Annotated in this window: 23 protein-coding genes; 9 read left to right on the forward strand and 14 right to left on the reverse strand. The window is 45.3% G+C overall.

Annotation, left to right across the window (positions count from 1 at the left end):
- Positions 1-29: 29 nt before the first annotated feature.
- Positions 30-1,589, forward strand: coding sequence for a SulP family inorganic anion transporter (locus DVO77_RS15510; protein ID WP_119978943.1), 1,560 nt, complete (start codon positions 30-32; stop codon positions 1,587-1,589).
- Between the two features lie 90 nt (positions 1,590-1,679).
- Here the strand turns inward: DVO77_RS15510 and DVO77_RS15515 are convergent, their stop codons facing one another.
- On the reverse strand, positions 1,680-2,588 hold the full coding sequence (locus tag DVO77_RS15515) for a bifunctional methionine sulfoxide reductase B/A protein (protein WP_119978944.1): 909 nt from the start codon (positions 2,586-2,588) through the stop codon (positions 1,680-1,682).
- Positions 2,589-3,147: 559 nt separating this feature from the next.
- Between DVO77_RS15515 and DVO77_RS15525 the strand changes: the two genes are divergently transcribed.
- The 3 genes from DVO77_RS15525 to DVO77_RS15535 all read left to right on the forward strand — a co-directional run bounded on the left by DVO77_RS15525 (position 3,148) and on the right by DVO77_RS15535 (position 7,472).
- Positions 3,148-3,987, forward strand: coding sequence for an isopenicillin N synthase family dioxygenase (locus tag DVO77_RS15525; RefSeq protein WP_119978945.1), 840 nt, complete (start codon positions 3,148-3,150; stop codon positions 3,985-3,987).
- A gap of 105 nt (positions 3,988-4,092) precedes the next feature.
- Entirely contained in the window at positions 4,093-5,031 is a 939-nt protein-coding gene (gene ylqF, locus DVO77_RS15530) for a ribosome biogenesis GTPase YlqF (protein WP_119978946.1), read from the forward strand.
- 491 nt (positions 5,032-5,522) lie between these two features.
- Positions 5,523-7,472: a methyl-accepting chemotaxis protein gene (locus DVO77_RS15535; RefSeq protein ID WP_119978947.1), complete on the forward strand. Its 1,950-nt coding sequence runs from the start codon at positions 5,523-5,525 to the stop codon at positions 7,470-7,472.
- A gap of 189 nt (positions 7,473-7,661) precedes the next feature.
- Here the strand turns inward: DVO77_RS15535 and DVO77_RS15540 are convergent, their stop codons facing one another.
- Complete coding sequence (locus DVO77_RS15540; protein ID WP_119978948.1) at positions 7,662-8,540, reverse strand: DNA ligase; 879 nt, start codon at positions 8,538-8,540, stop codon at positions 7,662-7,664.
- Positions 8,541-8,878: 338 nt separating this feature from the next.
- Here DVO77_RS15540 and DVO77_RS15545 point away from each other — a divergent pair, with 338 nt between their 5' ends.
- Both DVO77_RS15545 and DVO77_RS15550 read left to right on the forward strand, forming a co-directional pair.
- On the forward strand, positions 8,879-9,250 hold the full coding sequence (locus tag DVO77_RS15545; RefSeq protein WP_110456156.1) for a diacylglycerol kinase: 372 nt from the start codon (positions 8,879-8,881) through the stop codon (positions 9,248-9,250).
- A 295-nt stretch (positions 9,251-9,545) separates the two neighbouring features.
- Positions 9,546-10,448: a DUF481 domain-containing protein gene (locus tag DVO77_RS15550; RefSeq protein WP_119978984.1), complete on the forward strand. Its 903-nt coding sequence runs from the start codon at positions 9,546-9,548 to the stop codon at positions 10,446-10,448.
- A gap of 113 nt (positions 10,449-10,561) precedes the next feature.
- Here DVO77_RS15550 and DVO77_RS15555 read toward each other — a convergent pair whose 3' ends face one another.
- Positions 10,562-11,788: a nucleoside recognition domain-containing protein gene (locus DVO77_RS15555; protein ID WP_119978949.1), complete on the reverse strand. Its 1,227-nt coding sequence runs from the start codon at positions 11,786-11,788 to the stop codon at positions 10,562-10,564.
- Between the two features lie 87 nt (positions 11,789-11,875).
- Here DVO77_RS15555 and rsmF point away from each other — a divergent pair, with 87 nt between their 5' ends.
- Positions 11,876-13,324, forward strand: coding sequence for a 16S rRNA (cytosine(1407)-C(5))-methyltransferase RsmF (rsmF, locus tag DVO77_RS15560; RefSeq protein ID WP_119978950.1), 1,449 nt, complete (start codon positions 11,876-11,878; stop codon positions 13,322-13,324).
- Positions 13,325-13,794: 470 nt separating this feature from the next.
- On the opposite strand, the gene DVO77_RS15565 is transcribed toward rsmF, so the two are convergent.
- From DVO77_RS15565 to apbC, 9 genes are read right to left on the reverse strand one after another with little or no spacing between them, the layout of a single operon-like run.
- Positions 13,795-14,586: a TatD family hydrolase gene (locus DVO77_RS15565; RefSeq protein ID WP_110456159.1), complete on the reverse strand. Its 792-nt coding sequence runs from the start codon at positions 14,584-14,586 to the stop codon at positions 13,795-13,797.
- Between the two features lie 46 nt (positions 14,587-14,632).
- Positions 14,633-14,959, reverse strand: a complete 327-nt coding sequence (locus tag DVO77_RS15570) for a PilZ domain-containing protein (RefSeq protein WP_119978951.1) — start codon at positions 14,957-14,959, stop codon at positions 14,633-14,635.
- A 2-nt stretch (positions 14,960-14,961) separates the two neighbouring features.
- Positions 14,962-15,882, reverse strand: coding sequence for a DNA polymerase III subunit delta' (gene holB, locus DVO77_RS15575; protein WP_119978952.1), 921 nt, complete (start codon positions 15,880-15,882; stop codon positions 14,962-14,964).
- Between the two features lie 2 nt (positions 15,883-15,884).
- Positions 15,885-16,514 (reverse strand): dTMP kinase, encoded by a 630-nt coding sequence (gene tmk, locus DVO77_RS15580; RefSeq protein WP_110456162.1) that lies wholly within the window; start codon positions 16,512-16,514, stop codon positions 15,885-15,887.
- Positions 16,511-17,518, reverse strand: coding sequence for an endolytic transglycosylase MltG (gene mltG, locus DVO77_RS15585; RefSeq protein ID WP_110456163.1), 1,008 nt, complete (start codon positions 17,516-17,518; stop codon positions 16,511-16,513). Before mltG ends, tmk begins: the two co-directional genes overlap by 4 nt.
- Positions 17,515-18,348, reverse strand: coding sequence for an aminodeoxychorismate lyase (gene pabC / locus DVO77_RS15590; RefSeq protein WP_119978953.1), 834 nt, complete (start codon positions 18,346-18,348; stop codon positions 17,515-17,517). The genes mltG and pabC overlap by 4 nt, the downstream gene beginning before the upstream one ends.
- A gap of 2 nt (positions 18,349-18,350) precedes the next feature.
- Positions 18,351-18,932, reverse strand: a complete 582-nt coding sequence (gene dcd / locus DVO77_RS15595; protein WP_119978954.1) for a dCTP deaminase — start codon at positions 18,930-18,932, stop codon at positions 18,351-18,353.
- 27 nt (positions 18,933-18,959) lie between these two features.
- A complete protein-coding gene (udk, locus tag DVO77_RS15600; RefSeq protein ID WP_110456166.1) occupies positions 18,960-19,595 on the reverse strand; it encodes a uridine kinase in 636 nt (211 codons plus the stop codon).
- Between the two features lie 11 nt (positions 19,596-19,606).
- Complete coding sequence (gene apbC, locus DVO77_RS15605; RefSeq protein WP_119978955.1) at positions 19,607-20,719, reverse strand: iron-sulfur cluster carrier protein ApbC; 1,113 nt, start codon at positions 20,717-20,719, stop codon at positions 19,607-19,609.
- Positions 20,720-20,877: 158 nt separating this feature from the next.
- Here apbC and metG point away from each other — a divergent pair, with 158 nt between their 5' ends.
- The gene (metG, locus tag DVO77_RS15610; RefSeq protein ID WP_119978956.1) at positions 20,878-22,899 is read left to right on the forward strand and encodes a methionine--tRNA ligase; all 2,022 of its coding nucleotides are present in this window, start codon (positions 20,878-20,880) and stop codon (positions 22,897-22,899) included.
- A gap of 110 nt (positions 22,900-23,009) precedes the next feature.
- On the opposite strand, the gene DVO77_RS15615 is transcribed toward metG, so the two are convergent.
- On the reverse strand, positions 23,010-23,762 hold the full coding sequence (locus DVO77_RS15615; protein WP_119978957.1) for a Nif3-like dinuclear metal center hexameric protein: 753 nt from the start codon (positions 23,760-23,762) through the stop codon (positions 23,010-23,012).
- Positions 23,763-23,990: 228 nt separating this feature from the next.
- Here DVO77_RS15615 and DVO77_RS15620 point away from each other — a divergent pair, with 228 nt between their 5' ends.
- Positions 23,991-24,332 (forward strand): hypothetical protein, encoded by a 342-nt coding sequence (locus DVO77_RS15620; protein ID WP_119978958.1) that lies wholly within the window; start codon positions 23,991-23,993, stop codon positions 24,330-24,332.
- Positions 24,333-24,416: 84 nt separating this feature from the next.
- Here DVO77_RS15620 and DVO77_RS15625 read toward each other — a convergent pair whose 3' ends face one another.
- The gene (locus DVO77_RS15625) at positions 24,417-24,908 is read right to left on the reverse strand and encodes an outer membrane lipoprotein (protein ID WP_110456171.1); all 492 of its coding nucleotides are present in this window, start codon (positions 24,906-24,908) and stop codon (positions 24,417-24,419) included.
- Between the last annotated feature and the right edge of the window lie 48 nt (positions 24,909-24,956).

Consider the following 24,956-nt stretch of genomic DNA (forward strand, 5'->3'; position numbering starts at 1 on the left):
TCAACCTATCATTTAATATCAGAGGCTAAATGTTCGATCTTATTCGCCACAAAACCGCTAGCCATAGAGCCGATTTACTTTCGGGGTTAACCGTTGCGTTAGCCTTGGTACCAGAAGCTGTCGCCTTTGCATTCGTTGCTGGCGTAGAGCCCATGGTTGGTCTTTATGCAGCCTTTATCATGGGACTGGTCACCGCATTGATTGGTGGACGCCCAGGAATGATTTCAGGTGCAACTGGCGCCATGGCCGTCGTCATGGTGGCACTGGTAGCCGAACACGGTATTCAGTACCTATTTGCAGCCGTCGTACTCGCTGGACTTATCCAGATTAGCTGTGGCCTGCTCAAATTAGGCAAGTTTATTCGCATCGTGCCTTACCCTGTAATGATTGGTTTCGTCAACGGCCTTGCGATTGTGATTTTTCTGGCACAGCTTGGTCAATTCAAAACCCCCGATGCTAATGGAGTACTGACTTGGTTACCGCAAGATCAACTCATACTGATGTTAGGGTTAGTAGCATTAACAATGGCGATTATTCAGTTTTTGCCTAAGCTGACAAATGCTATCCCCTCTTCTCTGGCGGCTATCCTCACGGTAACGGCCTTGGTAGTCTATTTCGATCTTGATACCCGCAACGTATTAGACTTCTTAAAGTCTATGAGTGGTGATGACAATGCCACCATAGCAGGCTCGCTGCCAACATTTGCCATCCCTGAAGTGGCCTTTAACTTAGAAACCTTATACATTATTTTGCCCTACTCCTTTATTCTTGCTGCAGTCGGCTTAATCGAGTCACTGTTAACCCTCACAGTGATCGACGAAATGACTGGCACTCGTGGCAAAGGTAACAAAGAGTGTATTGGTCAAGGCATTGGTAATATGACCAGCGGCTTCTTTGGTGCCATGGGCGGTTGTGCCATGATTGGTCAATCGATGATTAATATCAACTCTGGCGGGCGTGGACGTCTCTCGGGGATCACGGCTGCTGTAGCACTCCTGGCCTTTATCTTATTTGGCTCATCTTTAATCGAAATGATCCCTCTGGCGGCGCTAGTTGGTGTGATGTTTATGGTTGTTCTCGGTACGTTTGAATGGGCCAGCTTTAAGGTAATGCGTAAAGTGCCTAAGCACGATGCTTTCGTGATCATCTTAGTTACCGTTGTCACCGTGTTTACCGATCTTGCGTTTGCTGTATTTGTGGGCGTGATTGTGTCCGCCTTGGTATTTGCTTGGGAACATGCAAAGCACATCAACGTGGATGTGAGCCAAGATGCTAACGGCTGGAAAGTGTACAAGCTCAATGGTCCGCTCTTCTTTGGTTCGGTGGCTCACTTCTTAGAACTGTTTGATGCTAAATCTGATCCACAAGATGTTATCGTTGACTTCCAAAACTCACGGGTGTGCGATCACTCCGCGTTAGGTGCAATCGACACTTTAGCCGAACGTTACGTGAGCAGTGGTAAAAAACTGCATTTACGTCACTTAAGCCAAGATTGTAAGCAATTGCTGCACAAAGCAGGCGATCTGGTTGAGGTTAACTTTATCGAAGATCCGCACTACAAGATTGCCGATGATAAACTCGACTCATAGGCAGCCCTACTCATAGGCGCTCATGATATTAATTAATGCTTGTCTATTATGAGTAGTTAAGAGCGACTCATAGTAGCTACCTATTCGTGGCTAACTTTGCTTAATTTTATCGGCAAAGCGCATCTTAAACTTATCCACCTTAGGTTTAACCACCAACTGGCAATAAGGTTGCTCACCATTGTTGGCAAAATAATCCTTATGATAAGCTTCCGCCGGATAAAAATGTTGAAACGCCACTAATTCGGTCACTATCGGCGCATCAAATAGCTGGGCTTCAGTAAGCTTGGCTATCAGGGCTGATGCGGTATTTATTTGTGCTTCATCATGGGCAAAAATGACCGAACGATACTGTGTTCCAACATCATTGCCCTGACGATTTAACGTGGTGGGGTCGTGACTATTAAAAAATACATCGAGTAATTCAGCAAAGCTAATTTGCTCTGCATCAAACTCAATATGCACTACCTCTGCATGGCCAGTCGTCCCAGTGCACACCTGTTTATAATTGGCGCTGGTTTCATCACCACCACTATAGCCAGATTGTACCGATGTCACCCCATCAAGCTGAGCAAAAATGGCCTCTAAACACCAAAAGCAACCACCACCTAGGGTAGCCCATTGATGCTTGTTAGTAACAGGCGTTGCAATTGCCGGTTTAAACACCATAGATACCGAATTAACACAATGGCGGGTATTTTTCTCCGTTAAATATTCGCCTTCAAATACATGGCCCAAGTGCGCGCCACACTGCTGACAGACTATTTCGGTACGCTGACCGTCGGCATCGGCTAAACGTTTAATAGCACCTGGGATCTCATCATCAAACGCAGGCCAACCACAATGGGCATTAAATTTATGCTCACTGCGATATAAAGGCGCATCACACCGCTTACAATGATAAACGCCTAAGGCATCATGATGGTTATATTCACCACTAAAAGGCTGCTCAGTGCCCTTGCCTTCGATAACATACTGCTCGAACTCGGTTAATTCACGCATAGATAACTACTCTCTATTGATTCTCTTTTTACGGCTAAATGGCGCCACCAAGATGCCGATACACTAACACACGGTAACAGATTAAAGACCGACTGATTGAGTCTGATATTACACTATAGGCTAGGATCCTTCAGTGTTAATACTATCAGTTAACCACCCAAATAAAGGCCAGTGATCATTACGAAGCACACGGGTTATAGGGACAATATTAAGGTGATATGCATCACACTTAATTTGCCCAACAGCAGCGACAACGGTAAACTCTCGCCAAGATATACTAGGGCCTGTTGATCTTTGCTGGTTAAATGTTGTTCGAAACAAAAACCTTTTAATCAGGCGAGTGGATTGCAGCCTAGTCATCTAAGCAAAATTCACTTAACTAAAGAGTAAAACGTTTTTAGCCGAACCCTTCGGGCAGCGTTTGTTGGGTATTTTTACTACGTTCTCAGCTTTTATGTAGAATAAATACACTACAAAGCTTCTGCCTTGTATAAATACCCAGCAATTCGCTGCAAAAACAACCTTGAAAGTTCAACAGGCCCTAACAAGAAAACCAAATATGAAATTAGAAACAATCGATTATCAAGCACCCGATAGCGCTGCGCGTTTTGTCCAATCGCTGCGCGATACCGGCTTTGGCGTATTATCCAACCACACTATCGACAAAACACTGGTTGAAACCATCTATAGTCAGTGGCAAGCCTTCTTTAACAGTGATGAAAAACAGGACTTCCTGTTTAAAGCAGAAACCCATGACGGCTTCTTCCCTGCCAGCATCTCTGAAACCGCTAAGGGTCATAGCGTTAAAGACATCAAAGAGTATTATCATGTTTACCCTTGGGGACGCATTCCAGACTCGCTTAGAGACAATATTCTCGCCTATTATCAACAAGCCAATAGCCTAGCAGCCGAGTTACTCAGTTGGGTAGAAATGCACACACCAGCAGAAGTGGCGATCAACTACTCTATTGCACTGCCTAAGATGATAGAAGATAGCCATAAAACACTACTGCGGATTTTGCATTATCCACCGATGTCAGGCGATGAAGAGATGGGCGCGATACGAGCTGCAGCGCATGAAGATATTAACTTATTAACTGTGTTACCCGCCGCGAGTGAGCCCGGTTTACAAGTACAAACCAAAACAGGTGAATGGTTAGATGTCCCCAGTGACTTTGGCAACATCATCATCAATATTGGCGATATGCTACAAGAAGCCTCAGGCGGTTACTTCCCCTCGACAACTCATCGAGTGATTAACCCAGAAGGGATGGATCGTAATCGCTCGCGTATCTCGCTTCCCTTGTTCTTACACCCTAAACCTGAAGTGGTACTCTCTGACCGTTACACTGCAGAGAGTTATCTAATGGAGCGTTTACGCGAACTCGGCGTTATCTAGTCACCTCAGCCTATAAAAGCGTCTATTGACGCTTTTTATTTGTGATTTTTATACCATATCAAGGTAAAATTACGCTCAACATCTGTTAGTAAGTAGAGTATAAACATGGCAATTCAGTGGTATCCCGGTCACATGCACAAGGCACGTAAAGAGATTGAAGAGGTCATGCCTCAGATCGATCTCGTGATCGAGGTGCTCGATGCTCGCATCCCCTTTAGCAGTGAAAACCCCATGGTAAAAACACTGCGCGGTGACAAGCCATGCATAAAATTACTCAATAAATCCGATCTCGCCGACCCTGCTACCACACAGTTATGGATCGATCACTTAGAGCAGGAACAAGGTGTAAAAGCCATGGCGATCACCACCTTACAAGCCGCGCAAGTACGTAAAGTTCCTGATCTGTGCCGTAAGCTGGTCCCCAGTCGAGACACCACAGAAAAAGATATTCGTACCATGATCATGGGTATTCCTAACGTTGGAAAATCTACTATTATCAATATTTTGGCTGGTAGAGTCATAGCTAAAACTGGTAATGAACCCGCGGTGACTAAAAGACAGCAACGCATCAATCTTAAAAACGGTATTGTGCTGTCTGACACACCCGGTATTTTATGGCCAAAAGTGGACAATGAAGCCAGCAGCTACCGCTTAGCCGTCACCGGTGCGATTAAAGATACTGCGATGGAATATGAAGATGTCGCTATGTTCGCCGCTGAGTATTTTTTAACGGCTTACCCTGAGGCTATAGCTGAACGCTATAAACTAAAAGCGCTCCCTAAAGATGATATCGGCCTGCTGGAAGCCATTGGCCGTAAACGCGGCGCACTCAGACCTGGCGGACGTATCGATCTGCATAAAGCCTCTGAACTACTATTACATGAATTTCGCTCAGGTAAGATAGGCCAATTATCACTAGAAACCCCCGCCATGGCTGAAGCAGAAAAGGCAGAAGTCGCCCGCATATTGGCCGAAAAAGAGGCGCTAAAACAGCAAAAGCTGGAAGCTGAACGACTCAAGCGTTCAGGCATTCGCCATAGCTAACCGCTAAGCGCTCAATGCGGATATAACGACCCGCATTGAGCCTATTGAGATATTTTTATCACAAACACCTGATATCAATAATATTTATTATCTGACACACCATGCTGGTTAAATAGCAATCAAACCAAGTCAATCAAACCATTAAATAGAGTTTGTCACATCATTATTGTGTTCACTTATCCAACAAACACATGTTCCCATAACTTTTTTGTGGATTAATATCACAATTTAAAAATTAGGCCACTCTCAGCAGTTATCGCTTTTCGACCAACCAAACAGATTAAAATTTACCCTAATCATTCAAATAAGCCTCATTTAGAGTCTTAAATCAAACTAGGTTATCACTCAACATCCCAACAATCGCATCTTATGCGCAACAGATACAAACAAAGCAAAACAGCCGTATCAGAATGTAACGCGTTGATCATAAATACAAAATAATTTATAACACACATCACATTTATTGATATGCTTAATAGCTGGATGTGGTGATGTTTAAAAATTTACGGTTAGCAGTAAAAATAGGTGCGAGTTTCTTTATTGTACTATCGTTACTATCGTTAGTACTTATAGTTGGAATCGTCTCGCTCAATAAAGCCAACGACGGGATCAGCAGTTACCAAGATTTAAGCCAAGATACTAACATCGTTAGTGATCTACAAACCACCATGCTAATGGTGAGAATGAACGTTAAAGATTACCTCATCACCCACAGTCAGAAAGACCTCACCGAATACCAAGAATACTTAGATAAACTTAGTCAATTACTCGTAACGGCTAAAACCGAAATCCAAGAACCTCAACGCGCCAATTACATCGCCAATATCGACACAGAACTCCAAACCTACCAACATACCTTTACCGAAGTGGTTAATTTAATATCAAAGCGAGATCAGATTTTAGCAAAAGAAATTTTGCAACCAAGCGAAACCATGCTTCAGACAATCGATGACATCATCCAATCTGCCCATGTAAATAATGAAACCGACCTGTTTTTTTACGCCACCGAAGTGCAAAAGTCACTCTTGTTCGGGCGTTTATTTTCCTCTAAATTTTTAGACTCGAATAATGAAGCTGACTATAAGGCAGCCCTTGATAAAATGGGGAAAAATTTAAACGAAGACATTGCAGCACTTAAACCCTATGTACATCAACCCCAGCAGCAAGCAAAGCTGACAGCATTCACTCAAGCTCAGCTCTCTTATCTCGATGGCTTAAAGCAAATCCATCAGCTGATTGACACCCGAAATGATTTAATCAGCAACACTCTTGATCGTATCGGACGTAGCGTGGCTAACAATGCCGAACGTACCAATAAATCAGTCATAACCGATATGGATCGCTTAGGTACCGAAGTAAAAAATAGCACCAGTAACAGTATTCGCCTCACCTTACTATTATCATTGGCAGCGGTCGTTTTAGGCAGTGTAGCGTCGTATGTGCTTACCATTTCGATAACCCGACCAATTAGCCAGGCCGTCGCCGCCGCGCGCCAATTAGCACAGGGAGATTTAACCATTGAAATCCAGAGTCGCAATAAAGATGAAACTGGCATATTGATAGACTCAATACAGGAAACGGCAAGTAACCTACGTAATATGGTGACCACAATCTCATCTGCCAGTATTGAATTAGCGACCGCCTCAGAAGAGCTGGCTGTCGTCACCGAACAATCGAGTCTTGGGGTGGTACAGCAACAGAGTGAAACCGACTCTGTCGCCACCGCCATGAATGAGATGACGACGACTGTAAATGATGTCGCCCAAAATGCTGCAAGAGCCGCTGATGCCGCTAATCGGGCCGATAGCCAAGCAAATATCAGTCGTGATGAAGTAGAGAAAACCATCATAGCTATCAGCGCCCTAGCTGATAGGGTTAATGAGTCATCTGAAAAATTGGGCGATGTTGTACTTGAAACCGCCAATATCGTAAAAATATTAGACGTCATCCGCGGCATCGCCGACCAAACCAACCTACTGGCACTTAATGCCGCAATTGAAGCCGCTCGCGCAGGAGAACAAGGTCGAGGGTTTGCTGTGGTTGCCGATGAAGTGCGAACGCTGGCGCAGCGCACACAGCTCTCAACACAAGAAATTCAAAATATCATTGAACAATTGCAAGCAGGCACCCAAAGCACCGTACTCGTGATGCAACAAGGTAAAGATCAAGCCGCACTCAGCGTGGAACAAGCCAACAAAACCGGCAATGCTTTAGCCGTCATCACCCAAGCGGTAAGAGTTATTAACGACATGAATATTCAGATCGCCAGTGCCTCAGAACAACAGACTTCGGTGGCAGATGAGATCAATCAAAATGTACTCAACGTTAAACGCATCGCCGAAGAAAATGCCGTATCGGCCAATCAGACTAAAGGGTCAACCATAGAAATCGCTCAGCTGTCTGAGCAGCTAAAGCTGATGGTGAATCAATTTAAGGTGTAAACCTAGCCATGTAAGCGCTAAGCGTAACCAATTTGCACGACACCTTTGGACCATTGTAATAATCGACACCGTATTTTAACGGTCTGCCACATTCCTGCAAACGTAAGGGGATGTGGCATTTTGATTAGGTGCTCTGGCTAATGTGATGCATTTCTCCATGTTCGCTTACTTTAATCTTGATTAAATAACCTATTGGTTAGACCTAACACGCATAAAGCTGGCAAATCGAGGCACGCCATTACTGGTTACACCATAATATTTATAAGTCACGATACTGCCCAATACGGGAGGATTTCGCCGCTCGGCATCGGTCAGGCCAGACCCCAATTTAAAGCGAATTCCGCTGGGTGTTTCGACTTCTAATGCCCCAAGCATCCCCAGATACTTACCTTTGCCTTGATGATAACCGACCACCTCAGCCTCTGCGTCTTCATAGCGTTTCAGTTTTACCAGATCCTGATTACGACCTTGATGATAAAGAGCTGATTTTCGATGAAGCATTAAGCCTTCACCCCCCTCTTTTATCACCTGAGTCAGGTGAGCATCTAACGCCACGGCGTTAGTAAATTGCCGCTGCACTATAACGACTAAATATGGAGAAATATCGGTAAATTGTTTCTGTGCATAACCATAACGCATAGCAAATGGCTGTGCTAACTGTGGCACATCAAAGACCATAAACTTAACCTTGCGCCAGTCTGACTCATCGGGAGCACTTTGGCGAACTAGCGCTGAAATTTCATCGAAACGACCGTGTCCAATCCATAACTCACCGTCTAAGGGCTCATCAGGAAACCCGTCAGTAAACCACATGGGGAGGTCGATCGGCCGACCGCTACGACTATACATGGCACTACCAGACCAAAATCCCCGAACGCCATCGAACTTTTCACTCACTAAGTACTCTGATATAGCAACTTGCGCCGTCATCGCTCCTGCATGCTGTAACTGCTGTGCAATGTTGGGTGGGGCTTGATGAGAGGTTGGATCAGCGTAAACGCTTGCTGCAAATAAGTAAGGCCCTAATAATAAGCCGCTTAAAATCAAACGATATAAAGAAAACACCATAAGCTCCTCCTTGAGCAGGGTGATGGTTCAATACTTCGAACAAATCACAATAAGTGTAGACTAATGGAGGTTAAGTTAAATGTTATCTACATAGCTAAGTCGCTCGATAAGGTTTATATCAGCGCCTAAAATGTGTCTTAATGTAGTGATTTGAACACAATGACTTTGGGTTAAGTCACTTTATTAGTGGTATCTTAATTAACTATAAATTGAATTTTAGCTGAATCTTATTTGCAATTCGTTATCTCAAATAATTGATGTTGCATAACATATGTCGCAATTCGCTCACCTTATACAAGCTGTACTGAGCCAAACTCAGTTTTTTACAATGGAATATTATGAAACCAGAAAATAATCACGGCATAAAACGTGTTTTTAGAGCTACGGGCTTTTCAATCCAAGGACTAAAACTTGCGTGGCGCTGTGAAGCGGCTTTCAGGCAGGAACTCGTGCTTGCACTATTTATGCTCCCAATTGCCACCTTCCTCGATGTATCGACAGTTGAACGCATCTTACTCATCATGACACTGTTTATAGTGTTAATTGTCGAGCTGTTAAACTCAGCCATTGAAGCTGTAGTCGACCGTATCGGCGATGAAATCCACCCCTTAAGCGGTCAAGCAAAAGATATAGCCTCTGCCGCAGTATTTCTCAGCCTATTATTGTGTGGCATCACTTGGATGATGATCATCTGGCCATTACTCTATTAATTAATAAAAACAAATCTGTAACTTAAAATTAATCATATCAAGGTTTGCTCTGTTCGCTATCTGATGAGCCCAGTTCAGGAACAGCAAGGCTCACGCCCTTATTACAGTAGGTGGGTAAGCGCTTAGGGCGAGCATCCACGGTTACCTCAGATTATAGAAAAAACAGCTGTTCTACACATTTTTTGATACAAATCATTTAACAAATACGGTAACCTGCTAAACTTGTTAGCACATATAAAAGGCTAACACAATACAATCAGTGACTTATAATAAGTATGATTTAACGGGGTATTTTTTGGCTTACAAACTCTTACCATTACTGACGTTGGCCGTTCTCAGCACCTCTGCTTTAGCGAGTGAAGGAGACTCCCAGGTCACAGTACCATCAAAAATGGAGCAGGATAAAACCGTGATCCGAATTGGTGGCTTTTATTCTAATTCCAATTCCACTATGGATGTCACTGATCCCCTATTAGGCAATAACTTTAAGCTTGATTTTGAAGAAGATCTTAATTTAGATGAGTCTCAGTTCCTGCCTTTTTTTGAAATACAGTATCATTTTAATGCCAAGCACCGCATTTACGCCGATTGGAAACAGTTACATCGTAATGCCGAAGTCAAAAAGCTGACCGTTCCGTTTCAAGTGACACTGGACGACCAAATTTATAATGTGCAAGCCGGTGCTAACCTAGAAACCACACTCAACATTGATATTGCACGGATCGGTTATGGCTATAACTTTTATCAAGGCAATAACTACAACTTTGGTCTCTCCCTTGGTGTTCATACCATGTTCATCAAAACTGCATTCAATGGTGATATTGGCGTCTGTCTTAAGGGCGATAGCGTACAACAATGCAGTGATGCCAATCCTCGCTACGTGGATGAAGAAGTAACCGCCCCATTGCCCGATATAGGTTTATATGCCGACTATGAGTTTATTCCAGGGTTTAAACTCAATGCTCACGCGCAATATTTTTATATCGAACTCGATGATATCAAAGGTAGCCTTGTGGATATTCGTGCCGGATTAGAAGCGAAGATCAGCGATAATTGGCACATGACAGCGGCATTTAATTACTATAAAGTCGATGTAGATTTCGACAGTAATGTGGCCCAATCAGATATCAAGGTCGCAAATTACAACCTTTATTACAGCTTTATCGGCCCCATGCTTTCAGTTAGCTACCATTTTTAACAACACATCAACTCGTCACTCAAGCACCACTGACTAAGGTCCGCCAATAGTACTAAGTAGCATCTCTAAGCTAGCTCATTGAACATTCGCTTACATCAATACCTAGCGAATGCTCAGCCATAAAAATGATAACAGACCCAAATCGCCGCACAGATCCCAGCAATATCGGCAGTCAAGCCACACACTAATGCATGACGTCCATTGCGAATACCGACAGCACCAAAATATACTGCTAATACATAGAAAGTGGTCTCTGTACTGCCTTGCAGAATCGCAGCAAGCCGCCCTGCAAAAGAGTCTACGCCATGGTGCTGCATGGTTTCTAACATCATAGCGCGTGCGCCCGACCCGCTAAAAGGTTTCATTATCGCCGTAGGTAAGGCATCGATAAATCGAGTATCACCATTAAATAGATTGACGAGGGCAGCAATCAGACTGAGTAAATAATCCAGCGCACCGGATGCTCTTAGTAAGGCAATCGCTAATAGCATGGCCAGAAGATAAGGAATAAGCTTTATCGATTGCTCAAACCCTTCCTTAGCACCGCTGACAAATTCATCATACACCGCGACCTTCCGCAGACCGGCAATGATAATAAAGCTGAAAATCAATAATAATAAGATGCCGTTGCCTAGCCCTGTCGACAGCTCACCAATCGCGGTGACACTTAAGCTACCAAGATAAAATATCAACGCTGAGATCATGGCGAAAAATAATGCACCGTAACCCAAAATCACACTGTTAAGTAACGAAATACGCTGAAAACAAGCCACCACTAATACCCCGACTAAGGTGGAGGCGCAGGTCGCTAATAGTATAGGTAAAAAGATATCGGCAGGAGCCGCCGCCCCTTGCTGCGCCCGATACAGAAAGACCGTTACTGGCACTAAGGTGACCGAGGAGGTATTAAGTACTAAAAACAGGATCTGAGCATTGGTCGCTACCGCTTTATCAGGATTAAGTGTTTGCAGATCTTGCATCGCTTTGAGACCCAATGGGGTCGCAGCGTTATCCAGCCCTAATACATTAGCAGTCAGGTTCATTGTCACGCTGCCGAAAGCCGGATGCCCCTTAGGCACCTCTGGCATTAAGCGGCGTAATAATGGCTCGAATAATGAGGAAAGCGCAGCCACAACCCCCGCTTTTTCTCCCACACGCATCAAACCCATCCAGAGTGATAACACCCCAATTAAACCTAATGCAATTTCCGCGGCCAATTTCGCACTGGCAAACAGCGCATCAACCGCATCTGATAACAGATGCCACTCCCCTTGAAATAACCCGATGATGATCGCCAGTAACGAGATAGCAAAGAAAACAAACCAGATGCGATTAAGCACAAAAACTCCTCTTTGACCTAGGTTTAACTAAGGCCTAACTAGCGATGTGATATACTGCCTGACAACAATATCTGCTTTTTCCTTCTTATGGTTCAACTAAATCAAAATTTTATCAATAGCATAGCTAAAGATATGCCCGAACATCTATCGATGGAAGATTTTATCGCCTACAGCGATAAGCCGTTAAGACCATCGATTCGGGTTAATACCTTAAAAATATCGGCGGGTCACTTTGTCGCCTTAATGCAGCCTAAAGGCTGGCAGTTTGAACCTATCCCTTGGTCTGATGCCGGCTTTTGGATCACCGTGAATGACGATGTGCAATTGGGCAATACCATCGAACATATTCAGGGACTATTTTATATCCAAGAAGCCAGCTCTATGTTGCCTCCCCATGCGTTATTTCCAACGCCCATCGATGCACCGCAAGACTTAACCTTGTTGGATATGGCCTCAGCCCCAGGCTCTAAAACAACCCAGCTTGCCGCCATGATGCATAATCAAGGCCTACTGGTTGCCAATGAATACTCATCGAGCCGAGTAAAAGTACTGCACGCCAACGTATTACGCATGGGCGTAAAAAATACAGCCCTCACCCATTTTGATGCGCGGGTATTTGGCGAATACCTCTATGACACATTCGATGCCATTTTACTCGACGCGCCATGCAGCGGTGAAGGCACGGTCCGAAAAGATCCCGAGGCCTTAAAACATTGGGATTTTGCCGAGATTGAAGCCATCGCTAATACTCAGGTTGATCTAATCGAATCCGCTTTTCTGGCATTAAAAACTGGTGGGTCACTTGTCTATTCGACCTGTACACTCAATCGCACCGAAAATCAGCAGGTGTGTCTACATCTGCAGCAGCGTTACCCCGACGCCGTGCACTTTGAGTCACTCGCCAACCTGTTTCCTGATGCGCATAAGGCGTGTACCGAAGAGGGGTTTTTACATGTTTGGCCACAGATTTATGACAGCGAAGGCTTCTTTATCGCCAAGATCACCAAAATTGCCGATATTGAACGCGCAGTAGAGCAGCCTAAAGCGCAAAAGAATTTTCCGTTTACGCAGGCCACTAATAAATCCCTTAAGGCCCTTGAAGATTACTTTCAATCGACGTTCGACATTAACCTGTCCGAACATGGCGTTGTGATGCAGCGTGACGATGAATATTGGTTATTCCCGCGCAATATCATGCCACTAATTGGCAAGATCCGTTTTCAACGCATCGGTTTAAAGTTGGCTGATACACTCAAAAAAGGCTTTAAGGTTCGTCATGAAGCCATAGTGGCATTAGCTGATGCCAGTAAGAGTATCGCCTTAGATGAAAGCCAAGCCAGCAGTTATCTTATGGGGCGAGACATTATGTTACCCACCAAAACCACACCACAAGGCGAGCAACTCGTCAGCTATCATCAGGCCAATTTAGGTCTCGTTAAACACCTTGGCACTAAATTGAAAAACAGCTTACCTCGGGACTTGGTCAAAGATAAAATTTCCCCATCATTAAGCACTTATCCGGCACCCAAAAGTTAATCATTAGGATGTAGGCTGGTGATGCCGACCACCGTGTAACATTTGCTTACAATTAAGGTAGCGCTCAATGTAGACAAATTCGGCAGCATGCTCAACCTTGACTACACTAAAAGCCTGAGAAGTATTTAGAGACCCTCTCAAACAGTAGCGCACGGCTCTGCAAAGAGCCATTCCCCTAGACCCAGAACAATTGGAATAGTTTTGGGTCTTTTTTTATCTGTTATTTGATATAACCTGTGGTGATTATCATCAGCTCAACACCCATACTCCCAAACCAAAAGTGTTATGACACAATCACTAACACAACCCATCACAGCCATAAGCCATAAGCCATAAGCCATAAGCCATAAGCCATAAGCCATAAGCCATAAGCCATAAGCCAGCACATTAAAACAAGGTAGTGAGAGTTTGTCTTAGGAGTTTGTCTTAGGATTTTGGCTCCCAATTACGATTCAGTGTCGATATCAGTACTACTCGCGCTTAGCTAATTTGGCGGCATCTTTAAATAAATTGAAGAAGTTTGTCGTTGTATAATCGGCTAACGCCTCAAAAGACTCGCCTCGAAGTTCAGCCACAAATTCGGCCACATCACGAACATATGCGGGTTGATTTTCTTGCCCACGATGTGGCACTGGCGCCAAATAAGGGGCATCGGTCTCAACTAATAAACGATCTTTAGGGACTTTACGAATAACCGTCCGTAAATCACCGGCATTTTTAAACGTCACTATGCCGGATACAGAAATATAAAAGCCTAAATCGATGGCCGCCTTGGCCATCTCCCAATTTTCAGTAAAACAATGTAATACCCCACCGACCTTATCGGCATGGCCTGCTTTCAGTAAGGCGATAGTATCTTCTCTGGCATCGCGAGTATGCACAATCAGCGGTTTATCCACTTCAACCGCCAGCGCAATTTGTTGTTCAAAGCATGATAACTGCAGCGCTTTCGTGTCATCGGCGTAAAAATAATCTAGCCCTGTTTCACCAATCGCTACCACCTTAGGATCCTTAATATATTCATAAAGCTGAGCAGTATCCAATCCCTCTTTTACATCTAAGGGGTGCACTCCAGCAGACAAGAATATTTGCTCAAAATCGGCCATTTTGGCTTGCATCTGGGTGAAGCCTTGTTGGCGCACATTGACACACAAAAAGTATTCAACACCACGCGCTTTAGCCTGGGCAATAATATGTTGCAAAGAGGCTTGATCGGGAGCAGCCTTGAGGCGATCGAGATGACAGTGAGAATCGATGAGCACGCTTATAATCCAAGTAAACAACAAAAAGGACGCAAAGGATACCGAGCTACATGGTGCAGGTCAAATCACTCGAGGAGAGTTCTCGGGCAAGTAGGTTCTCAATATGGTGCTTATGGGTCGAGGCATCTGAGATGATTTTAACCCCAATACCTGCAGGCCTTCCGCCAGAGGCTCCTAGAGGGTTAATCCACACCACAAGACCTTGAAACTCCATCTTAGTCGTCAACCCTGGAAGTTGGTAAACAATGGATAACTCTTGGCCTAAATAGTGGCTCTCTGTCGTGGCGACAAACAAGCCAGCAGGCTGAATAAACGGCATGTAAGCTCGGTACAATTGGTGTAAAGTATCAAAATTAACCACGAGGTCGACCATAATTATTGCTCTTGTGTTAGTGATTGATACTCTAAAATAAACGATTGAAAAATTGCCATAACATTCACATTGGGCATCATGTTAAGTTCATGATACCTAGCCATCACCTGAGCCGCTAAACGGGTTATTTTAACGTTTACTAGCGCATCTGCATTTTTCTGTTTAACCAACTTTTGTCTTAAGACTAGATATAAAACCTTAAGCGCATCAGAAACTTGCTTTTGTTCTATATGAGTAAAATTAGCACACAGGTGGCCGGACGACAAACTTTGAATCCAGTCTTTGCGCAGTTGTAGTAATTCGGCATACCGTTGCGATTGTAATGCTGCTAGCAACTCTATCGGTCCGCCCATTACAGGCAAACACCAGCTGACATCACCGCTCAGTTCATAGTGCTCGGATAACCAGGCTTGAACCTCTTGTGCAATCGGCAGCTTAAAATGCAAACGCTGACAACGACTACTAATGGTCGCCATTAAACGGCTCGGCGTATCACTTTGCAATAACAGTAGGGTTTGTTGACCAGGCTCTTCGAGTGTCTTTAATAGTGCATTGGCGGCAGCAACATTAAGGCGCTCGCAATTTTTAATCATGGCAACACGTTTACCGCCCTGCTGCGCGGTTGATGTCAGGCGTTGACATAAGTCCCTTATCTGATCCACCTTAATCTGGTTGCCATCTGCTTCTACTTGGTAAAAATCAGGATGAGTTCCTGCGAGCGTCAATTGGCAAGGCTTACAATGACCGCACGGTCCCTGTGAGCTCGGATGCTGACACAAAGCTGTGTACGCTAACGCTTGGGCTAACTCGACGCCCCCATATCCTTGATGCATCCCCACTAAATAAGCATGACCTTGCAAACCCGTCGTTAATTGCTGACTAAACTGGGCAATCACTGGCGTGAGCCAAGGAATGTTGACCATCATTACCAACCTTGCTGCTGCAGCACAGCCACAATATCGCTATGAACCTTTGCCATGGGTTGACTAGCATCGACAATCACAATGGCATCATCTTGCTCGGCGAGCGATAAATAGGTATTTCTGGCGCGCTCAAAAAAGCTCACTGCTTGCTGCTCTATTCTGTCCAACGCACCACGGTCTGCCGCACGCTGTAATCCCTGCACAGGATCGATATCCAGATAAATGGTCAAGTCAGGTTTAAAGCCCTTTAAGGTGGCTTCACTTACCGATGAGACTAACGGCATTAATCCTCGCCCACCGCCTTGATACGCTAAAGAGGACAGATTATGCCTGTCGCCCAGTACCCACTGGCCATTGGCTAAAGCAGGCTTGATGACATTAGCTACCAGCTGGGCCCTTGCGGCGTAAATCAATAAACACTCGGCCTCATCGCATAAGGGATCGCTGGGATCCGCCACTTTCACTAAATCGCGGATTCGCTCAGCCAGCGGCGTGCCGCCGGGCTCACGAGTACAGACTGGAGTGGCTCCGGTATGCTGGGCAATAAAGTCTCTGACTAAAGCGATAGCACTCGACTTACCGGCTCCCTCTAATCCTTCAATAACAATAAATTTCGCATGGGTATTGTTCATCGATTTCTCTGGTATTTATCTACGGCCCGATTATGTTCGGCTAATGTTTTAGAAAAGATATGGCTGCCATCGTTTTTCGACACAAAGTAGAGGTAATCTACATCAGCTGGATGAGCGGCGGCGTAAAGCGACGCCCCACTTGGCGCCGCGATGGGCGTTGGGGTTAAGCCATTAATTCGGTACGTGTTATACGGCGTTCGTTCACGTAAGTCTTTGCGAGTAATATTGCCATTAAACCTGTCGCCCATGCCGTAAATCACTGTAGGGTCGGTTTGTAATCGCATATTTTTACGCAATCGATTAGTAAAGACGGCCGATATCCAAGTGCGTTCACTGGCTTTGCCGGTCTCTTTTTCAATAATCGACGCTAAGATCAATAACTCATAAGGCGACGTTAACGGGATCCGAGTATCTCTTCCTTGCCATGCCTGTTGTAACTCCTGCTGCATTTTAAGGTAGCTCTGTTCAACAATCACCTGTATGTCATCGCCAGCAACATAGTGGTAGGTATCGGGATAAAATTTCCCCTCGGGTTGACCCGACATATCGCCATGCTCAATCAACACCTGATTAAATACCCCGTCTTGCCACTGTATTTTGGGTAATTGCATCAAAATTGCGCGCCATTCTTTTATGGTGAGCCCCTCGATTAGAGTGACACTAAAGACCTTTTCGCGCCCTTGGGTTAGTTTTTCCAGCAGGCTAATGACATTATCCTGCGGCGTGAGCTCATACAAGCCTGCACGGATCTGAGTTAAATCAGGGCGAACCTTAGCCAATACCCTAAGCTTCCAACTGTCTTGTATGACGCCGCGCTGCTCTAAGACTTGTGCCAATTGGATAAATGACGTGCCTCGCTTTAGATCCAATTCTTGAGCGGATGTCAGCGTTAGCGGCGTTTGACTGTAACTCATCAACGACTGGTAACCCCAATAGAGGCCAACCGATGCTAAGGTAAGTAACGCAAAGAGTGCAATCATCACTCTACTAATGAGTTTTTTCATAATGATAATGTGAGGGCTTGGTTTATTTGAAGGGGCAATGCACTGGGGGCAAAGCGGCACTGTTCGATACGATTGACTCCAACCACACCAAACAGGCTATTAGACAGTAATACATGATCAAACTGACTTAATTCACTCGGGATAACAGGCCTAATCGCAACATTAAACCCCGCCTCAATAAACCAGTAAATGAGCTGTTCTCGCATCACACCAGCAACACCTGCTAGGTGCATGCTTGGCGTCACCACCTGTTTATCTTTAATTAAAAACAGATTCGCCATCGAAGACTCAATCACCCGCTCTTGAGTATCAAGCACCAACCAATCATCAAAGCCCTTGTCTAACACTTGGGCTTTAATCAAGACTTGCTCTAAACGATTAAGGTGCTTCATTCCCGCTAAGCGAGTTTGCCCGCCTAGGCGTATCGGGCTGGTCTGAAGCGCAATGCCGTTCATCTGCCAGTGACGATAGTGACTTGGCATCGGATGCACCGACACCACTTCGGTGACCGACACATGTTCAGGTAACTGATAACCTCGTCCGCCAACGCCGCGGCTGAGTAAAAGTTTAATGCAAAAATCGCTACCTAAATCTTGCTGTTGCTCTATCGCAATTGAATTTAATAAACCAATAAGTTGCGCAGACGCTTGCCAAGGCATGCCAAGGCGTTGACTGGTTTGTACTGCGCGGCCTAGGTGCGCATCTAAAAACAGCACTCGTCCTTTTGAGCAGCGCATCGTAGCAAAAAGGCCATCACCATAGGCGAGGCCTCTATCAACAGCAGATACGGTATCTTGGCGAACGCCATTGACCCATAATAATGCAGACATTATTAATCCTGACTGATCCGGCTAGCGACAGTCTCTTGCTGATCTCGATACTTAGCACTGGCCCGCTTATTATAAGGACGCGCCACAGGTGAGCTAAGCCGCTCAAAGTTCAACGCGCCAATTGTCATCATTGGCCGCAACGCCAAAGGTAATTTTCCACTGTTGTAAAACTCAAGCACTATCTTACCTTGCCAACCAGGATCGATACGATGCGCAGTCACGTGCACCATTAACCCCAATCGCGCTAACGAAGAGCGACCATCCAACCAACCAACAATATCAGACGGCAAGGTGACGGTTTCATGAGTGATAGCTAACGCCAGTTCTCCCGGGTGAAGGAAAAATGCGCCGCCCTCTGGGATCACAATTTTATCGCTCATCACACTATCGAGCGCCGCCTGCATTTCGACACTTGGGCCACTAAGGTCAATAAAAGGAGCGGTATGATCTTGAAATACGCGAAACTGATCACCAAGCTTAACATCAACACTCACACCACTAATGGCATCGGCTGTGGGACGCGGCTCAATCACAATTGATCCATCATCTAAGCAAGCTTCAATCTCTAAATCCGTCAAACGCATTTCAACGTCACTCCTAAATTCATCTTATTATTTTACTAACAGGTGTTGGATTCTGGTTTTCAATATATCGGTGGCGATACGATTTTTACCGCCTCGAGGCACAATAATATCAGCGTATTGCTTCGACGGATCAATAAATTGCAAAAACATCGGCCTAACCGTTTGAGTGTATTGTTGCATCACAGATTCCATCGTGCGCCCCCGCTCTGCAACATCACGGCTTAAACGGCGCATGAAGCAGATATCGAGCGGGGTATCCATAAACACACTGGCATCCATTTTTTCACGCAATGCGGGATCGGTTAACAGCAATATACCTTCAAGAATGATCACCTTTTTAGGCGTCATGGTAGTGGTTTCAGCCATGCGCGTGTGTTCGGTATAACTGTATTTTGGAATATCAACCGCTTGACCATTTTTAAGCGCTTCAAGGTGTTCACACAATAAAGGGTGATCGAGCGCCTTGGGGTGGTCATAATTAGTTAATATTCGCTGATCCATCGACAGGTGACTTTGGTCTTTGTAATAGGCATCTTCAGCTATCACACCTATCTGATCTGTGCCTAAATCACGGCATAGCTCTTCATAAATGGTCTTAGCGATTAGGCTTTTACCCGACGCTGACGCACCAGCGATACCAATAATGACACATTGCGAATTCATGCTTTTAAACCTTACTCATCATCTGAAATTGAAATTGAAACAACATTTTGCGTTTGGGTTAACGCAAGCTGCGCGCCCACTTTACGGGCAATCGCTAGGTACAGCTGCGCCACGGGTCCTTCACTATCGGCCACCACTGTTGGCACACCATTATCAACATCTTCACGAATATTGAGTTTAAGCGGTAACTGGCCCAGCAATGGCACATTGTAACGCTGCGCCATTTTAGCGCCGCCATCTTGTCCAAAAGGATGCTCTTTATGACCACATTCACTGCACAAATGAAAGCTCATGTTCTCCACAATACCCAATACTGGAATATTGACCTTTTGGAACATACTGACGCCTTTTTTCGCATCGGCAAGCGCAATATCTTGTGGCGTTGTCACGATAACCGCGCCGCTTACAGGTACTTTTTGCGACAAGGTCAATTGAATATCACCAGTGCCTGGTGGCATATCAATCACCAGATAATCAAGCTCAGGCCATAAGGTTTCATTGAGCAGCTGGGCTAATGCGCCAGCAGCCATAGGCCCACGCCACACTGCGGCTTCATCGCCGCCTAACATAAACCCTATTGATTGAGCTGCGATGCCATGGGCGCTTGCTGCCGTCATCATCTTGCCATCGGGTGAAACCGGCTTAAAATCGGGCACTCCCAGCATAATGGGGATGGATGGGCCGTAAATATCGGCATCGAGAATACCGACTTTGGCGCCTTCGGCAGCAAGTGCCAATGCGAGGTTAACGGCCGTAGTTGATTTACCCACGCCGCCTTTACCTGAGGCAACGGCAATGACTTGCTTAACGTTTGGCAATGGCGCTACTGCACCAGATGCAATCGTTGCAGGTTGGAAATCGATTTCACATTCTACTTCATCGATGGCATCGAGTACCGCCAGCTTATTGGTAATAGCCATGACAGTATCGCGATACTGACTCTGACACGGATAGGGGTAACATAAGCCCAACAGCAGGCGTTTACCTTCAATATCGAGTTTGGTCACACAACCTGCGGTGACTAAACCTTGCTGTAAATTGGGATCTTGATATGCATCTAAAATGGCCAATACTGGCGCGAGAAGATCATCGCTAAGATGATAATGATGAGAAGCTGAAGACAAAACGACTACCCCCTAAAATTAATTTGGCTAAGTGTACCAGAAAATTTGACAATATTCGGATAGATTTAGCTCAGTTAAAGCAGCTTTTGGTGAAACTTAGGTGATGATCGGTTAGTATCTATGCCATTCTTTTGGGCACTTACTGATTTTGAGACAAGATGGCAACTTCACAACGTAAAATTCTCGTGACCAGCGCACTTCCGTACGCTAACGGACCTATCCATTTAGGCCACATGCTGGAATATATTCAAACCGATATTTGGGCACGCTTCCAAAAGCTGCGTGGTCACGAATGTCACTATATTTGTGCCGATGATGCCCACGGCACTCCGATTATGTTGAAGGCGCAGCAGTTAGGGTTAGCCCCTGAAGAGATGATTGCTCAGGTGCAAAAAGAGCATGAGCAAGATTTTGCCGACTTTAATATCGCATTTGATAATTTTCACAGCACACATAGCGATGAAAACCGCGCATTAGCCAGCGATATTTACCTTAAACTGCGCGATGGGGGTTACATCAAGTCGCGCACTATTTCGCAACTTTTCGATCCTGAAAAATCGATGTTCCTGCCCGACCGTTTTGTAAAAGGCACTTGCCCTAAATGTAAGTCTGTCGATCAATACGGTGATAACTGCGACAACTGTGGTGCCACCTATAGCCCGACCGATTTAATCGACCCTAAATCGGCGGTATCGGGTGCGACCCCAGTAATGAAAGACAGTGAGCACTTCTTTTTTGACCTGCCTACCTTTGAAGAGATGTTAAAAGAGTGGACTCGCTCAGGTTCTCTACAACAAGAGATGGCCAACAAGCTTGGTGAATGGTTCGACCAAGGTCTGCAACAGTGGGATATTAGCCGTGATGCCCCCTACTTTGGTTTCGAGATCCCCGATGCGCCAGGTAAGTTTTTCTACGTGTGGCTAGATGCGCCTATCGGCTATATGGGTTCATTTAAAAACCTGTGTGACAAACGTGACGACCTTAACTTTGATGATTTCTGGGCTAAAGACTCTACCGCTGAGGTGTATCACTTTATCGGTAAAGATATTGTCTACTTCCACAGCCTATTTTGGCCAGCGATGTTAGAAGGTGCTGGTTACCGTAAACCCAACAGCGTCTATGCTCATGGTTATGTCACTGTCAATGGCGCCAAAATGTCTAAATCGAAGGGCACCTTTATTAAGGCACGTACCTATTTAGACAACTTGAACCCTGAATACCTACGTTATTACTATGCCGCTAAGCTCAGCAGCCGGATTGATGATTTAGACCTTAATCTAGAAGATTTCGCCCAGCGGGTGAACTCTGATCTCGTGGGTAAGTTAGTCAACTTGGCATCACGCACCGCAGGCTTCATTAGCAAACGTTTTGACGGCAAATTAGCCCAAGTGGAAGATCAATCACTCACTGAGCTCTTCTTGGCTAAGCAAGAAACCATTGCCCAGTTCTACGAAACCCGTGAATTTGGCAAAGCGATGCGCGAAATCATGGCGCTGGCAGACATCGCCAATGGCTATGTCGCCGATGCCGCCCCTTGGCAACTGATCAAGCAAGACGATAAACAGCAAGAAGCGCATCAGGTTTGTAGCAATGCATTGAACCTGTTCCGCATCCTAGTGACCTATCTAAAACCCGTGTTACCGCAACTGGCAAAAGATGTTGAGGGCTTCTTGCAGCTCACGCTGACATGGAATGACCTAGGTCGTGACCTCTCTGGCCATGAAATTGCTCCGTTTAAGGCGCTAATGCAACGTGTTGAGATGAAAGATATCGAAGCGATTATCGCAGCATCTACCGAAAACTTGCAGGTGACTGAAGCGCCTAAGAGTCAGCTAGAGCTTGACCCGATTAGCGAAGAGATAAGCTTCGATGATTTTGCTAAGCTTGATTTGCGTATCGCCCGTATCGCTAAAGCGGAACATGTTCCCGAAGCCAACAAGTTACTCAAGCTGCAACTTGATTTGGGTGGCGAAACCAAGCAAGTGTTTGCCGGCATTAAATCAGCTTATGCCCCCGAAGATCTTGAAGGTAAATTGACCGTAATGGTGGCTAACCTAGCACCGCGTAAGATGCGCTTTGGGATGTCTGAAGGCATGGTGCTGGCAGCAGGTCCAGGTAAAAAAGATTTATGGATTTTAGAGCCTCACGAAGGCGCACAACCTGGCATGCGAGTGAAGTAAATCCACTGTCTATCCTAACGATACTCAGAACACATGATAAAAAGGCCGCTAAGCGGCCTTTTTTGTGGCAGAAACTCTTACACCAATCATCACTTGCAGCAGCAGTAAAACTACACTGGATTGGCGATATCCACAAAATGGTGGGTAAGCTCAAATTCACTGGCCAAGTGCTCGCCCAAGGCTTTAATACCAAAACGTTCAGTGGCATGATGGCCCGCGGCAAAATAGTGGATCCCGAGTTCTTGCGCGCTATGATACGTACGCTCAGACACTTCGCCGCTAATAAAGGCATCCATTCCCTGCTCTGCGGCAATATCGATATAATCCTGAGCACCACCACTGCACCACGCCACCTGATGAATGGCTTTATCCTTACCCCAAAAATGTAAGGGTTCACGCTGTAATACACCGTCAAGCAAAGCAGAAAAGTCATTAGCCGACATTGGCTTATCCAAACGCCCCTGCCAGACTAAACCTTGGGCAACGCCTTCAATTGGCTCAGCATCGACAATGCCCAGCGCTCTGCCTAATTCGGCGTTATTTCCCAACATGGGATGACCATCAAGCGGTAAGTGATATCCATACAAATTGATATCATTTTTTATCAATGCCTCAATGCGTCGATATTTCATGCCCGTTATCACCTCGCTCTCGCCTTTCCAGAAAAAGCCGTGGTGAACCAATATAGCATCAGCATTAAGTTCAATCGCGCGATCGATCAAGGCTTGGCACGCCGTTACGCCAGTCACTATGATGTTGATCTGCGCCTTACCTTCTACCTGTAAGCCATTTGGCGCATAATCTTTATAATTGGATACCTGCAAAAATTCATTAAGGTATCGCGTCAGTTCTAAGCGCGTCATTCAAACTCCTCATCAATTGAATATATGGATAGTCAAAGTCTGGTGAGCCCACTATTTGGGCATTCGACTTAGCAGATTTCGCCTGCCATTATTGCGCTTAGTTTAGCCATATCTGCGCCGTAGTTCATAGAAATCGGCCGAATCTTGGTGAAAATTGGACTTTTTAACCGTTTAAACGATAAAATTACCGCAAACCTTCAATTACACATTAAAAAATAGGTTAAGACTATGTCAAAGTTGACTAAAGAAGAGGTGATTAGCGCGCTGGAATCTGCGCTAAGCAAAACGCAAGGTCATGCAGTTTCTATTGAGCAAAAAGGAAGCTGGTATAAGATCGATGGCGGAAAATCTCTTCGTTTTAGCGAGCTTGAAGCAATGCTAGCTGAGCAAGGCGACAACGCTCAAGTACAAGCAGCTGTAAAAAAAGAAAACAATAAAACCGTTGCCAAAAAGACAGCGCCAGCTAAAACAGCAAACGCAGCGTCTAACAGCGCAGTCAATGGTATGACGCCGAAAGCACTATGGCGTGCTAAGTTAGCCGGTAAAGGCCAATTGCCACGCGGGTTTTAGTTGTTTATCGCGACCAGCAACTCGCCATCATAAACACAAAAAAGGAGCCTTGAGCTCCTTTTTTGTTATCAAGCTTTAACCAACTTACTGGGCAATATCGACTCTCACGCCGCCCTGTAAATAGACAACGCGCACTTCATCATCGACGTTAAACACCATACCGGGATCAAAATCTTGCAACACCATCACCTGCTCGCCATCTTCAAAGGTGATCATCAACTCAACCAATTTAAATTGCTGGTATTCATCACGCTGATAACGATTACCGACTCCGGCACCAATTAACGCCCCAAGCACAGTGGCAACGTCTTGGCCCGAACCACCACCAAACTGATGTCCAATTACGCCACCCAGCAAGGCCCCACCAAAGGTCTTCCACCCTCGATTGCTGTCACTAATCAACTCGGTTTGCGTGATGTTACGCACCGATGCGACATGGCCATAAACCACTTTCTCTACTGGCACCGCTTGATTGCGTTCGTAGCCGGCATTGGCGCAAGGCGATAGCACAACAGGAGACAAAGTGAACAAGGCTAAACAAACTATACGAAAGAAGCTCAACTGAGGTTTCAACATAACTGTTTTTCCGCTAACTTATAGAGAGACGCTTACTTAATTTTACTC

The organism is Shewanella algidipiscicola, from assembly GCF_003605125.1.
Lineage (GTDB): Bacteria > Pseudomonadota > Gammaproteobacteria > Enterobacterales > Shewanellaceae > Shewanella > Shewanella algidipiscicola.